We start from the raw sequence: 13,950 nt of genomic DNA, 5'->3' as shown, positions 1-13,950 counted from the left end.
GTGTAGCTGCGATGTCGGGCGAACCCATCAAACCGCGCGGCCGCGATGCCGTCTCGGCGCGAGCAGACGGCGTGCTGCCGCAAGCGCAAACCTCGACCTCGGAAGACATCGCCGCGTTCGTTGCCAAGGCGCGGACCCTCTCGCCGCATGCCCCGGGCGCAAGGGGGCGGCTGATCTTCGCGCTGGATGCGACCATGAGCCGGCAGCCGACCTGGGACTTGGCCTGCGCGCTCCAGGCCGACATGTTTCGCGAGACCGCAGCGCTCGGCAGTCTCGACATCCGGCTGGTCTATTATCGCGGCCTCAACGAGTGCCGAGCCACGGCTTGGATTTCCGACAGCGCCAGGCTGGCGACGCTGATGAGCAAGATCGATTGCCGCGGCGGCGATACCCAGATCGGCAAGGTCCTGAGCGAGGCCAGGCGCGAGGCAGTAGCATCCGGCGTGCGGGCCGTGGTCTTCGTCGGCGATGCCATGGAGGAAGACATCGACGAGCTCTGCGCCAAGGCCGGCGAGCTCGGCATGCTCAAGGTGCCCGTATTCGTCTTTCAGGAGGGCCATGACGCGGTCGCCGAACAGGCCTTCCGCGAGATGGCGCGGCTGACTGGCGGTGCCTGGTGCCGGTTCGATCCCGGTGCGGCAGCGCAGCTGCGCGAGCTGTTGCGGGCAGCTGCGGCCTATGCCGCGGGTGGACGTGAGGCGCTGTTGAAGCTGGCTGGAAGCGTGAGTGGCGCGGCGAAGCTGATCAGCCAGATGAAATAGCAGCCCGGCCCGTGCGGCTTGCGGCGCTGGGCGCCATGCTTTTTGACAACAGCACGACTATATTCCGGCCATGACCCTGATCGCCGGCGCTGTCGCCGTTATCACGCTGTACCTGCTGCTCCAGATGTTCCGGTCCGCCAATCCAGCGGTGCTGGCGCGCACCCTCAAGTTCGGCGGCGGCGTGCTGGCGCTGGTGGTTGCGGCCTTCACCGGCTTGCGCGGCGAGCTGGCGGTTGCGATCCCGCTCGGAATTTTCGGCGCGGGCCTGCTCGGCTGGACACCACTCGCGAATGCCGGCTTCGGCAATGTCGGCGGGCTGTTCGGCGGCGGTGCGACGCGCCCGTCCGGGCAGGCCTCGCGGGTGCGCTCGCAATTCCTGGACATGCGGCTCGACCACGATTCCGGCCAGCTTTCTGGCCAGATCGTTGCGGGGCCTCATGCCGGGCGCAATCTCGACGAATTCGATCTCGCCGGCTTGCTCGCGATGGTCTCGACGTTCGACGCCGAGAGCGTGGCCCTACTTGAAAGCTATCTGGACCGCCGGTTTCCCGCTTGGCGTCAGAACGCGCAGGGCGATACGGCAGGGCGGCAGCGCCGCACGGCGGCGAGCAGCAAAATGACGGCGGAGGAAGCCTATCAGATCCTTGGCTTGCAGCCGGGAGCGGGGCGCGACGACATCAGCCGGGCCCACAAGTCCCTGATGAAGAAACTCCATCCCGACCAGGGGGGCTCGACGTATCTCGCTGCCCGGGTAAACGAGGCCAAGGATACTCTGCTTCGCACGCATAACGGCTAACTCCGGCACCAACGCTACAAACGCCCGTACCGCGTGAGCTCCGTTTGCTCTGTCTGCCGTCGCCCGCCCTTGTCGGCGTGGTCGATCCCCTTGAGCAAAGTTTTAACCGTAAATCCTTGACGAGAGGTTGTCGTGGAACAGCCTTGTCCGGAACAGCCTGCGCATCACTGCCGCATCAAAACGAAAATGCCCGCGCAAGGCGCGGGCATTTGGTCTGGAGCGGAGAAGGAAATCAGTTGCGAACGGTGATGCAGGAGATCTCGGCACGCTTCAAGGTGCGGCAGACGGCTTCGGCCTGATCGCGCTCGAGCCCGGCGAAGCGGGCGCGGTAAAGCTTGCGATTGTCCTTGGCGACGACCGCCTCGGTGAACGGGTCCGCCTTGCTGAGCAGGCCGCGGGCCGAGTTGCGGGCCGCATCGATGCGCTGCTGAGCTTCGTTCTCGCTCTCGAGCGCACCGACCTGGACGATCCAGCCGCTGTGGGTGACGGCGGGCTTGGTGGTGGCGCTCATCTGGATCGGGTGCGGCGCCGGGTCGGCCGAGGCGAGCTTCGGAGCGGCGGGAGCCGGTGCGGCGGCGGTTGCCGCCGGCAGCACGCCGAGAATGCCGTTGCCGGTGCCGAAGCCCGCCGGCTGCCGCGGCAGTTCGGTGCGGGCCATCTCGGCCTTCGGCGCGTCCGGCTGGCTCACCGCCTCCGGCTTGTTGATGAGATCTGCCCTGGCGACGACGGCACCTGAGGTTTCCGCGACCTCGGAACGGGGCGGGACGGTGCTGGTGACCGGCGGCGCAACGACCTGGACACCACCCTGGGCCGGAGCCGCGGAGGCTACCTTCACGGCGCCGGCCTTGACCTGAACGGTCTTGACCCGAACCGGCTTCATCGGCTCGGAAGAGCCGGGGATGATGGAGAGCGGCTGGCTCGAGATCACGCCGTTGGTGAGCGGCGCCGGCTCCACCTTGGACTCCGTCGGCCGAGCTTCGGGTTTGGAGTGAGCGGGCGGCATCGCCGCAGTCGCTGCGGCCAGCGTCGACAGACGCGAGGCAAGGCGCGAAGGGGCGGCTTCGGGAGCAGGGGCCGCCGCGGCCTGGACCGGCAGGGCCGGCCGTGCCGGCGTATCCGAGGCATCGGCGACATCGACGTTGGCTTCAGTGCCGTTGCGCTCCGTGACTGCGGCGACGGTGCGGACGGTCGCGCCCTTTTCGATGTTCTCCGCGAGCAGGTTGCGCATGATGGCGTCGCGCGAGCCACCGCTGCGGCCGCCGAGCACCACGCCGATCAGGTGGCGGTTGCCGCGGCGGATCGAGCTGACGAGGTTGAAGCCGGAAGCGCGGGTGTAGCCCGTCTTGATGCCGTCCACGCCTTCGACACTGCCGAGCAGGCGATTGTGGTTGCGGATCGACTGTCCGCGCCAATTGAACGTCGAGGTTGCGAAATAGCGATAGTAGCGGGGGAAGCGCTCCTGAATGGCGCGACCCAGCGTGGCCTGGTCGCGCGCGGTCGTGACCTGCTCGTCGTTGGGCAGGCCGTTGGCATTGCGGTAGACCGTCCTGGACATGCCGAGCGAACGCGCCTTGCGCGTCATCATCCGGGCGAAGTCGTCCTCGTCACCGGCGATCGCTTCCGCGATCACCACGGCTGCGTCGTTGGCCGAACGGGTGACGAGGCCCTTGATCGCGTCCTCGACGCGAATGGTCTGGCCGGCACGCAGATTCAGCTTGGTCGGATCCTGGTCGGCGGCGTGCTTGGACACCGGCATCTCGGTGTCGAGCTTCATCTTGCCGGATTCGAGGCGCTCGAACAGCAGATAGAGCGTCATGATCTTGGTCAGCGAGGCCGGGTGGCGGATCGCGTCAGGGCTCGTCGCCTGGAGCACTGCGCCGGAATTGCCGTCGATGATGATGGACGCGAATTTCGAGCTGGAGCTCTCGGACACGTCGTGCTGCACCCGGTGGTGCGCGTAATGTCGACGATGGCGCCGTGCCTCGGCTGCATCGACGGTGAAGATGACTGCGGTGGTGACCGTAAGAAGCCCGAAAACGCCAACCCGCGCCCAGCGCGAGGCAGACAAGTTTTTACGAAGCATGGAACCCCGTCCCCGTTTCTGACTTGATCACCGGCTCGTGAGGCGAAATTGTGCCCGACGGACCCGGGATCATTACCTGCTCAGGCTGTCCCTCCGCTGGTGTTGGCCGCGGGGGACGTTGGACCCGAGCCGCTGTTCTGGCTAGGGTGATGTTCTCAAACGGCTTTTGGCCGCTCGCGGAAGTGACCACGTCCAGGGAATCAAGGTAGGGTGGCCCGGTTTCCAAAAGCTTAAGGAACCCTTGCGGGAAACCCCGGGAATCTCTGCGATTTGCGCCGGATTTGTGCGACGCACAAGATTCTTGACTTTTTTGTGCGTTGCACTAATTTTGGGCGGAGTCAGGGAGCCGGGGCTTCCCGACGCGAGCCAGGGAAAAGGATTCCGAAATGTTCAAGGTTGAAGACTTCCAGAGCTACGGGAAAGAGCAGTTCGAGCAGTGCGTTGCCTCCGCGACCTCGGTGCAGCACGGCCTCCAGGCGATCGCCAGCGCCTATGGCGACTACACGAAGAAGTCGTTCGAAGACACCAAGTCCTTCGTCGAGAAGCTTTCCGGCGTGAAGTCGCTGGACAAGGCGATGGAAGCGCAGACCGATTTTGCCCGTTCCGCCTACGAAACCTTTGTCGCGGAATCGCAGAAGATCGCCGGCCTCTACAGCGACCTCGCCAAGCAGGCGTTCAAGCCGGTCGAGACCATCGTGTCGAAGTTCACCCCGGCCGCGAACTGACCCGCTGATACGAGCCTGAAAGCAAAAGCCCGGCCGAGTTGGCCGGGCTTTTCATTTGCGGATGTTTGATCGGACTACTTCGCGACGCGCAGCTTGGAAATCTGCGTCAGGATGTTCTTGAACGCGTCCGAAGTTTGAGAGGAACTCGTGATCATTTGGAAGTTCCCGTCGGTTGCGCATTTCTCCAGTACCTGAGATTTCGCGTCGGCATTGTTGATGTTGACCTGAATTGTAAAGATCGTGATCGGGTTTGCCTTGTCCGCCTTGATATTGTCGCAGAGGATCGCCTGGCGGGCGTCGATCGCGGACTGCGAGGTGCTCCAGCGGTTCTGGGTATTCAAGCCGTCAGACAGCAGCACGATATAATCCTTGTAAACGTAGTTGCTGGCCTTGGCCGGTGCCGCAATCGGCGGGTTGGTCGTGCTGAGGGATTGCCAACCCCAGGCAAGACCAATGGCCTGGTTGGTGTTGCCGCTCGGCGACATCGACGTGATCTGATCCTTGAGCGTCTGCCACTGATTGCTCATCGGGAACACGGTGGCCGGAAGGCAACCCGACCACTGCTCGGCATAGAACTGCGAGGAGGGGCTCCCGCTGCCCGAACCGGGTGCGGAGTTCTTCGTGTCGTAATCCTGATCGCGGTCGTTCACGCAGCCGGTCCAGGTGTTGTGACCCGGTGCTGCCGCAGCCGTTGCTGTGGTCCCGTCGCCGCGCCAGAGATGGCAGATCTTGCCCGAGCCGCTCCCTGTGCAGGTGCAACTCGTGCTCGATCCGCAGCTTGCGCTCGCCCCTGTGGCGGTAGTGTAGCAGCCGTTGTAGTAGATGCCGGACTTGCCTGAGATCTTGCTGCCATTGTCTCTGCTCGGGCAGATGTAACCGGCATAGGTGCCGGTCGACGGTATCTTGCTGGTGGTGTTGGCGCCGCTCAACGTGGCCGGCCGGTCCATACAGACAAAGCCGTGGGTGGAGTACGAAAAGGGGCAGTTCGATCCGCCGATGGCCGAATTGAAGGCGCTGGACTTGTTGTTGACGAGGATCGGAGGCTCGGCCTCCCATTCAGTCCAGTTGATCCATGAGGCATTGACATTGGTCGTGCCGACGTTGACGTCTTTCGAGAATGGAATGATCGAGATGTAAACGTCGCCCGTCTGCTTGTTGTAGTTGGACAAGGTGGTGATCATGTCCTTGGCCGCGGCTTGCATGGCCGTCATTTTGCCGTTCTGGGCCATCGATCCCGTGTTATCCAGGACCATTGCCACCCGCATGCGCGTATTTCCCCACGCCGCAGTCGAACTGCCATTGTATCCAAGCGTCGGAAAGCCCGCGATCTTCATGAAATCGGTCGGCATGGCGCCCGATCCGGTGACCACGACGTTCGAAATTCCATTGGAATCCTTCGGGGTGTAGGTGGCATGGATGTCTGCGGTCGAGACCAAACCGGGGCGACCCGTATAGAGACCGCTAAAATAGGATTTTGCCTTGGCCTCAACTTCGGACTCCGAGATGATGCCGTTGGTGAGGTCTTTGGAGACCATCAATGCTGCGGAATCGAGCGCAGACTGCAGCGAGGTGCGTGCGTGGACGGCCCGGCTGTAGTCCAGCGCGGCGCCGACAAAACCCAGCACTGGAACGAGCGCAATGGCGAAGATCACTGCGATATTGCCTTGCTCGGCCGCTACGAAACGGGCGAGTTGTCGACCAAGGCGGCTGACGAGGGGCAGACCAGACATGACGATCCCGAAATCTGTGTTTTGCCCGATTTCGCGCCATGCCATTGAATGGCAGGTAAATTGGACCGTAGAAAAACGGAGCGTTTTGCGGAAAACCGTCGCGGCCGGGTTAACGGCCGGGTTCCTGGTCAACACGTTCTAAACGTGCCGGGCGGAAATTTTTGTCAAATCGCTCCGGATTGATTAACCTGATCAGGATCGCCCGGACCGGGAATCGGGACTGCTGCGACCGCATGGGCTGAACCCCCGCGTGCTTGCGGCGGGCCGGGGGCAGGGCCATATTGCTGGCGAGCGATCCGGCCTCGACCACATTTGCCGGGAGCGGCGATCCAAGGCGGCGCGCCTGCGCCAGGCTCCGAAGGGCGGGGTCGCGCGGTGACCGCCATTCGCTTCCGTGGGGAATTTGAACGCCTGTGCCATGCTGCAATTGACTTCCAGCCTCGATCTGTCCGCGCCAGCCGCTGCCAACGCGCCTCGCATGAGCAATGACGACAACCGTTCGGGTACTCCCTCGGGTCCGAGCACGTCGGTCATCACCAAGGTCAAGCCCAAGACCAAGCGGCCGAACCTGTATCGCGTGCTGATCCTGAACGACGACTACACGCCGATGGAGTTCGTCGTTCACGTGCTGGAGAAGTTCTTCAACAAGGACATCGAAGCCGCGACCAAGATCATGCTGCACGTCCATCATCACGGGATCGGGGAGTGCGGCGTGTTCACCTATGAGATCGCCGAGACCAAGGTGACGCAGGTGATGGACTTCGCCCGCAAGCACCAGCACCCGCTGCAATGCGTGATGGAAAAGAAGTAAGACGGCTTGCGGCGCGTTTGAAGCCGGCTCTTGTACAAGCCGCAGTGTGATTGTCGCGTAGCGGCTGCGCGCGGTGGGCTGCAGCCGGCAAAACTACGGAATTCTGCGCCGGCGCCGATCCCGCCCAAATCGGAACGGGTTTTGCATCGAAAATGCCGCAAGTGTGTCGCCGCCGAGTCGCGGAACCGGTCTTTCGCCGCGGTCTTGTATAACTATATGTGACAAAGGTTGTTGTTGCCTGACCGGGCGATGACGATCATGATGGTGGGGGCCATAGAGGACGCGAATGCCGACTTTTTCCCAAAGCCTTGAACAATCCCTGCATCGTGCGCTGGCGATCGCAAATGAGCGTCATCACCAATACGCGACGCTCGAGCATCTCTTGCTCTCCTTGATCGACGACTCCGATGCAGCCGCCGTCATGCGCGCCTGTAGCGTCGATCTCGACAAGCTCCGTACGAGCCTCGTCAACTACCTTGAGACCGAATTCGAGAACCTGGTGACGGATGGCGCCGACGACGCCAAGCCGACCGCCGGTTTCCAGCGCGTGATCCAGCGCGCGGTGATCCATGTGCAGTCGTCCGGTCGCGAAGAGGTGACCGGCGCCAACGTGTTGATCGCGATCTTCGCCGAACGCGAGAGCCATGCCGCGTATTTCCTGCAGGAGCAGGACATGACGCGTTACGACGCTGTCAACTACATCAGCCACGGCATTGCCAAGCGGCCGGGCGTCTCCGAGGCGCGGCCGGTGCGCGGCGTCGACGAGGAGACCGAGACCAAGGGCAACGAGGACGCCAAGAAGAAGGGCGAGGCGCTCGAGACCTATTGCGTCAACCTCAACAAGAAGGCGCGCGACGGCAAGATCGATCCGGTGATTGGACGCAATTCCGAAATCAACCGCGCGATCCAGGTGCTGTGCCGCCGGCAGAAGAACAACCCGCTGTTCGTCGGTGAAGCCGGCGTCGGCAAGACCGCGATCGCAGAAGGGCTCGCCAAGCGCATCGTCGACAGCGAAGTGCCGGAGGTGCTGGCGGCGGCCACCGTGTTCTCGCTGGACATGGGCACGCTGCTTGCCGGCACGCGCTATCGGGGCGACTTCGAGGAGCGCCTGAAGCAGGTGCTCAAGGAGCTCGAGGCGCATCCCAACGCCATCCTGTTCATCGACGAGATCCACACCGTGATCGGTGCGGGCGCGACGTCGGGCGGGGCGATGGACGCCTCGAACCTGCTCAAGCCGGCGCTGGCCTCGGGCACGATCCGTTGCATGGGCTCGACCACCTACAAGGAATATCGCCAGCACTTCGAGAAGGACCGCGCGCTGGTGCGGCGCTTCCAGAAGATCGACATCAACGAGCCGACGGTCGAGGATGCCATCGCGATCCTCAAGGGCCTCAAGCCGTACTTCGAGGACTATCACCGGCTGAAGTACACCAATGAGGCGATCGAGGCGGCGGTGCAGCTCTCATCGCGCTACATCCACGACCGCAAGCTGCCCGACAAGGCGATCGACGTGATCGACGAGTCCGGCGCGGCGCAGATGCTGGTCGCCGAGAACAAGCGCAAGAAGACCATCGGCATCAAGGAGATCGAGACCACGATCGCCTCGATGGCTCGGATCCCGCCGAAGAGCGTGTCGAAGGACGACGCCGAGGTGCTCAAGCATCTCGAGCAGACCTTGAAGCGCACCGTGTTCGGGCAGGACAAGGCGATCGAATCGCTCGCCGCCTCGATCAAGCTGGCGCGTGCCGGCCTGCGCGAGCCGGAGAAGCCGATCGGCTGTTATCTGTTCTCTGGCCCCACCGGCGTCGGCAAGACCGAGGTCGCCAAGCAACTCGCGGCGACGCTCGGCGTCGAGCTGCTGCGGTTCGACATGTCCGAGTACATGGAGCGGCACACCGTGTCGCGCCTGATCGGCGCGCCTCCCGGCTATGTCGGCTTCGACCAGGGCGGCCTGCTCACCGACGGCGTCGACCAGCATCCGCATTGCGTGGTGCTGCTCGACGAAATCGAGAAGGCGCATCCCGACCTCTACAACGTGCTCCTCCAGATCATGGACCACGGCCGGCTCACCGACCACAACGGCAAGCAGGTCAACTTCCGCAACGTGATCCTGATCATGACCACGAATGCCGGCGCGGCGGATCTCGCCAAGCAGGCGTTCGGCTTCACCCGGTCGAAGCGGGAAGGCGACGATCACGAGGCGATCAACCGGCAGTTCGCGCCGGAATTCCGCAACCGTCTCGATGCCATCGTCTCGTTCGGCCATCTCAGCGTCGAGGTGATCGGCACCGTGGTCGAGAAGTTCGTGCTTCAGCTCGAGGCGCAGCTCGGCGACCGCGATGTGACCATCGAGCTGTCCGAGCCGGCGAAGGCCTGGCTGGTCCAGCACGGCTACGACGAGCAGATGGGCGCACGTCCCATGGCGCGCGTGATCCAGGAGCACATCAAGAAGCCGCTGGCCGACGAGGTGCTGTTCGGCAAGCTCAAGGGTGGCGGCCACGTTCGCGTCGTCCTTGTCAAGGACGAGGCCGACGAGACCAAGGAGAAGATCGGCTTCGAATTCGTCGAGGGCCCGGTCACGCCGAAGCAGGAGAAGCTGCCCGGCACCCGCAAGCGCCCGCCGGGCAAATCCAAGCCGGGTGGCCCCGGCGGCTCAAAGGGGCCGACCTCCAAGGGGCCGCTGGTCAAGGTTTGATCGGCAGTGATGAAATCGAAAAGGCCGGCTGCAAAGCCGGCCTTTTTGTTTGCACCGATGTCTGCGCGAGGAGGCCTTACGTTCCGGCCTGCGGTTCGCGCGGTGGCCGCGGCTTTCTCGGTGCGCGCGGTGCTGCGTGCGGGACCGACGGCTGCATCGTCACGATGACCGGATTCGGCTTGTGATCGGTCGCGGCTCCGGTCGCTGCGTCGACGCCCATGCCGATGATACCGCCCAACAGGAGATTGCCCGCAAAACCCGCGGCTCCGCCCGTCTGGACGTCCCGGCTGAGCGGAACGATTTGCGGCTGATAGCCTTCCTTCTGGAAGGTGATCGAGATGTCGGCGTTCCGCTTGACGACCACGGAGCAAGGGGTCGTGCAGGTGGTCGGAACGTCCATTCCGCTGACGACGGCTTCCACGCCTGATGGTGTCGATGAAATGCTGATATTCTCCGTCGTACCGCGCGTGACCGACGCGCAGCCGCCCAGCATGACGCTGAGCGCCACAATTCCAAATGAACGCATGAAATGCCCCTTGTCCCACCGCCACTATGCGCAACCGGGGCGGGAGGGCAATAGGCCATTGCTCCGAATAGTTAAGCCACGCAGAGGTTGTGCACGACTACGCGCGAACCGGGTCGGGTCCGGCTATTCACCCCGCAGGCGCTGATCGTCCTGCACGCGGACGTGCTCGGCACCGCGCGCGCCGGCTGTGGAAAGCCGCAGCATGCTCAGCATCGCGCCGCACAGCGCAAATCCAACGCCGACAAGGAGCGCCAGCCTGGTCCCCTCAAGCGGATACCGTCCGAGCAACAGCGCCACCAGCGCCGCTCCGGTGGTCTGGCCGAGCAGGCGCGCCGTCCCCAGCATGCCGCTGGCGCCGCCGGCGCGCTCGCGCGGGGCGGCTGCGATCATGGTGCGGTTATTGGGGGTCTGGAACAGACCGAAGCCGGCGCCGGCGAGCGCCATCCGCCAGATCACGTCGAGCGGCGTTGGCGTCGCCGGCAGGAAGGCGAGCGCGCCAAGGCCGCAGGCGAATAGCGTGAGCCCAATACCGCCGAGCAGGCCGGCCGGATAATGCTCGACCAGGCGGCCGGCGAGAGGGGCCGCAAACGCCAATGCGATCGGCCATGGCGTGATCAACAGGCCCATATGCACGGCCGAATAGCCGAAGCGGCTCTGGAGATAGAAGGGGATCGCGACGAAGGCCAGCATCTGCCCGCAGAACGATGCGATCGAGGTCGCAATCGACAGCGCGAACACGGGGATGCGCAGCAGGTCGATCGGCAAGAGTGGCGAGGTCATGTGAGTCTCGCGATAGATCAGCAGCGCACCCGCGGCGATCGCGATGGCAAACTGCACGAGACAGGTGATCGCGGCCTCGCCATGACCGACGTTGTCGACCGCCGCGATGCCGACGCCGAACGTGATCGCCGACAGCCCCGCACTCTGCCAGTCGAACGAGCGGCTCGCGGGCTTGGTGTGCGGCAGGCTGCGCAGGCCCAGCACCAGCGTCACCACGCCGAGCGGCACGTTGATCGCGAACAACCAGGGCCAGCTTCCGACCGCGAGGATGCCGGCGGCGAGTGTCGGGCCGATCGCGGCCGAGAAGGCGACGACGAGCGCGTTGAGCCCGATGCCGCGGCCGAGCAGGCTGCGCGGATAGGTGAAACGCACCAGCGCGGCGTTGACGCTCATGATGCCGGCCGCGCCAAAGCCCTGGAGGATGCGCGCGATCGTCAGCAGCGGCAGCGTGTGGGCCAGCGCACAGAAGGCCGAGGCCAGCGTGAACAGCGCCAACCCGACCAGATAGACGCGGCGATAGCCGACGATCTCGCCGAGCGAAGCCAGCGGCAGCAGCGAGATCGTGATCGCGAGCTGGTAGCCGCTGACGATCCAGATCGACAAGGCCGGGGTCGCATCGAGATCGGCCGCGATCGTCGGCAGCGCCACATTGACGATGGTGCTGTCGACCACCGCCATGACGATGCCGAGCGCAATGGTCAGCACCGCCTGATTGCGTTGCGGCTGCGGCAGGCCGTCGGCATGCTCAATGGTGACTGTCGACATCGTGAGCGGCGTATCGTTGGCGAATCGGACTCGGCCACATGCCGAGTATTGCGCCAACAGGGCAGGGCCGCGATAGTTCCGGAACCGGCCGCCAGCGCGCCGGCTTACCCAAGCGCGCTTGATGCAGCTGTCCTACACCGCCGGTGGATTGCGGTCGCTGAAGGTCACGCGCTGGTGCCAGTAGGGATAGGGCAGCGTCACCGTGCTCGCGGCATCGAGCTTTGCGACCTGGTCCTTGGTCAAGGACCAGCCAACCGCGCCGAGATTTTCGCGCAGCTGGGTCTCGTTGCGTGCGCCGATGATCAGCGTCGAGACCGTCGGACGCTGCAGCAGCCAGTTCAGCGCGATCTGCGAGACGCTCTTGCCGGTCTCCTTCGCGATCTCGTCGATCGCATCGACGACACGGTAGACGTGCTCGTCCGAGACGGGCGGTCCGAATTCGGCCGTCTTGGGCAGGCGGCTGACTTCCGGTTTCGGCTGACCGCGGCGGATCTTTCCGGTGAGGCGCCCCCAGCCGAGCGGCGACCAGACCACGGCGCCCAACCCCTGGTCGAGGCCGAGCGGCATCAACTCCCATTCGTAGTCGCGCCCGATCAGGGAATAGTAGGTCTGGTTGGCGACGTAACGCGGAAAACCGTGCTTGTCGGCGACGCCGAGCGACTTCATCAGGTGCCAGCCCGAGAAATTCGAGACGCCGACATAACGGATCTTGCCGGCGCGCACGAGCACGTCGAGAGTCGAGAGCACCTCTTCGGGCGGCGTGAAGGCGTCGAAGCCGTGGAGCTGGAAAAGATCGATATAATCGGTGCCGAGCCGGCTCAACGAACCGTCGATGGCTTTGAGCAGGTGCTCACGCGACGAGCCGATATCGTTGGGACCGTCGCCAAAGCGGAAGGTCGCCTTGGTCGAGATCAGGACCTTGTCCCGGCGACCCTTGATGGCCTCACCGAGCACCCGCTCGGACTCGCCGAGCGAATAGACATTCGCGGTGTCGAACATCGACACGCCGGCCTCGAGGCAGATGTCCAGAAGACGCCGCGCCTCGGTCGCGTCCGTCGTGCCCCATGCCGCAAGGCGGCCGACGCCGCCGAACGTGCCCGTTCCCAGGCTCAAGGCAGGCACCATGAGGCCGGACCGGCCCAAGCGTCGGTATTCCATCGATCTGCTCCTCGGCTGGCCGCTGATGATCGTGGCGGCCTTGGCGGCGGAAGATACTGCAAGCAGGCGCCGTGTCCTATCACCTGCTCACATACCGGCCCTGCTCGGCATGACCTGATCGTGCAGATGACAGCCGACTGGAATGCACCTCAATGCCGCAACTGGCTCTGCCGGAAGTCGCGCGGCGACATCCCGAAATGCTCGCGGAAGACGCGGCCGAAATGCGAGAGGTCGTTGAAGCCCCAGGCGAAGGCGATCTCGCTGATGTGGCGATGGGCGAGCAGAGGCGAGGCGAGATCCCTCCGACATCGGGCGAGGCGTTCGGCAAGGACATGACGCTGGAAGGAGGTGTCCTTGTCTGCGAGAAGATCGTTGACATAGCGCGGCGAGATGCCGAGCGCGGCTGCGGTTTCAGCGACCGAGAGATCGGGATCGGCGAGGTGCGCGCGGATGTGCGCCTTCACTCGGTAGAGCAGGGCCGAGCGGTGGGTCGAGGACGGCAGCGATGACTTGCCGAGCCGCTCGCTCAATGCCATCGCAAGCAGATCAACTGCCTGCTCCGACAGCGCCGTAGCCGTATCCAGAGCCAAGCTATCCGCATTTTGGCAGAGCCGGACAATGAAATCATAGGCGAGCCGCTCGAGCGGTGCGTCGGCGCCAAATGACATTGCTGTCAGCGTCTCGGTGCCGCCGAGCCGCCGCTGCAGCATCTCGCGTGGGACCTTGAAGATGGTCTGCGTAAATCTGTCGTTGAACTTCAGCTCGTACGGGCGCGTCGTGTCGTAGAGCGCGAACTCGCCGGGGTGGATCACGGTCTCGCGGCCGTCCTGTACAACGCCACCGTTGCCGCGATTGCCGAGTGCGACTAGGACGAAACCCTGATCCGAGCGCGCGATGCGCGACGGTGTGCGGAAGACGTGCTGGCGGTCCGAGCAGACCTCGGAGCACACGGCCTTGCCGAGCGAGGCCTGCGTGACCGAGCCATGAAAGGCGCTGCCGAGGTCGGACTTGCAGTCGAGCCCGACGAAGACGTCGCAGACGATGTCCTGCCAGAGCGCGAGCCGCCGGTAGCCGGGACTGCCGTCTGTCGTGAACTGGATTGGCATCAGGACAGCCTCCC

The 13,950-nt window shown here is 64.3% G+C and carries 11 protein-coding genes; 5 read left to right on the top strand and 6 right to left on the bottom strand.

The annotated features are described in order from the left end of the window. Nucleotides 1-11: 11 nt before the first annotated feature. Together I6F21_RS31805 and I6F21_RS31800 are read left to right on the top strand one after the other, a co-directional pair. Nucleotides 12-761, top strand: coding sequence for a hypothetical protein (locus I6F21_RS31805; RefSeq protein ID WP_036015211.1), 750 nt, complete (start codon nt 12-14; stop codon nt 759-761). Nucleotides 762-831: 70 nt separating this feature from the next. Then, entirely contained in the window at nt 832-1,557 is a 726-nt protein-coding gene (locus I6F21_RS31800; protein ID WP_036015208.1) for a DnaJ domain-containing protein, read from the top strand. Between the two features lie 232 nt (nt 1,558-1,789). On the opposite strand, the gene I6F21_RS31795 is transcribed toward I6F21_RS31800, so the two are convergent. Then, nucleotides 1,790-3,640: a D-alanyl-D-alanine carboxypeptidase gene (locus I6F21_RS31795; RefSeq protein WP_225140141.1), complete on the bottom strand. Its 1,851-nt coding sequence runs from the start codon at nt 3,638-3,640 to the stop codon at nt 1,790-1,792. Between the two features lie 386 nt (nt 3,641-4,026). Between I6F21_RS31795 and I6F21_RS31790 the strand changes: the two genes are divergently transcribed. Beyond that, nucleotides 4,027-4,365 carry a phasin family protein gene (locus tag I6F21_RS31790; RefSeq protein WP_011087913.1) on the top strand — a complete coding sequence of 113 codons (339 nt, stop codon included), beginning with the start codon at nt 4,027-4,029 and terminating at the stop codon, nt 4,363-4,365. 74 nt (nt 4,366-4,439) lie between these two features. On the opposite strand, the gene I6F21_RS31785 is transcribed toward I6F21_RS31790, so the two are convergent. After that, complete coding sequence (locus I6F21_RS31785) at nt 4,440-6,230, bottom strand: TadE/TadG family type IV pilus assembly protein (RefSeq protein WP_225140140.1); 1,791 nt, start codon at nt 6,228-6,230, stop codon at nt 4,440-4,442. Between the two features lie 343 nt (nt 6,231-6,573). Between I6F21_RS31785 and clpS the strand changes: the two genes are divergently transcribed. After that, entirely contained in the window at nt 6,574-6,906 is a 333-nt protein-coding gene (clpS, locus tag I6F21_RS31780) for an ATP-dependent Clp protease adapter ClpS (RefSeq protein ID WP_036015195.1), read from the top strand. 286 nt (nt 6,907-7,192) lie between these two features. After that, on the top strand, nt 7,193-9,601 hold the full coding sequence (gene clpA, locus I6F21_RS31775; protein ID WP_036015184.1) for an ATP-dependent Clp protease ATP-binding subunit ClpA: 2,409 nt from the start codon (nt 7,193-7,195) through the stop codon (nt 9,599-9,601). Between the two features lie 76 nt (nt 9,602-9,677). Here clpA and I6F21_RS31770 read toward each other — a convergent pair whose 3' ends face one another. The 4 genes from I6F21_RS31770 to I6F21_RS31755 all read right to left on the bottom strand — a co-directional run bounded on the left by I6F21_RS31770 (nt 9,678) and on the right by I6F21_RS31755 (nt 13,936). Continuing rightward, nucleotides 9,678-10,127 carry a PEGA domain-containing protein gene (locus tag I6F21_RS31770; RefSeq protein WP_036015182.1) on the bottom strand — a complete coding sequence of 150 codons (450 nt, stop codon included), beginning with the start codon at nt 10,125-10,127 and terminating at the stop codon, nt 9,678-9,680. 123 nt (nt 10,128-10,250) lie between these two features. After that, the gene (locus I6F21_RS31765) at nt 10,251-11,672 is read right to left on the bottom strand and encodes an MFS transporter (protein ID WP_051057186.1); all 1,422 of its coding nucleotides are present in this window, start codon (nt 11,670-11,672) and stop codon (nt 10,251-10,253) included. Between the two features lie 132 nt (nt 11,673-11,804). Continuing rightward, complete coding sequence (locus I6F21_RS31760) at nt 11,805-12,830, bottom strand: aldo/keto reductase (protein ID WP_036039342.1); 1,026 nt, start codon at nt 12,828-12,830, stop codon at nt 11,805-11,807. Nucleotides 12,831-12,979: 149 nt separating this feature from the next. After that, the gene (locus I6F21_RS31755) at nt 12,980-13,936 is read right to left on the bottom strand and encodes a helix-turn-helix domain-containing protein (RefSeq protein WP_225140139.1); all 957 of its coding nucleotides are present in this window, start codon (nt 13,934-13,936) and stop codon (nt 12,980-12,982) included. Nucleotides 13,937-13,950 lie beyond the last annotated feature (14 nt).

Origin of the sequence: Bradyrhizobium sp. NBAIM03, from assembly GCF_020194055.1 — a bacterium.
GTDB lineage: Bacteria > Pseudomonadota > Alphaproteobacteria > Rhizobiales > Xanthobacteraceae > Bradyrhizobium > Bradyrhizobium yuanmingense.
The sequence above is the reverse complement of the archived record's forward strand: the minus strand, read 5'-3'. Positions and strand labels throughout refer to the sequence as shown.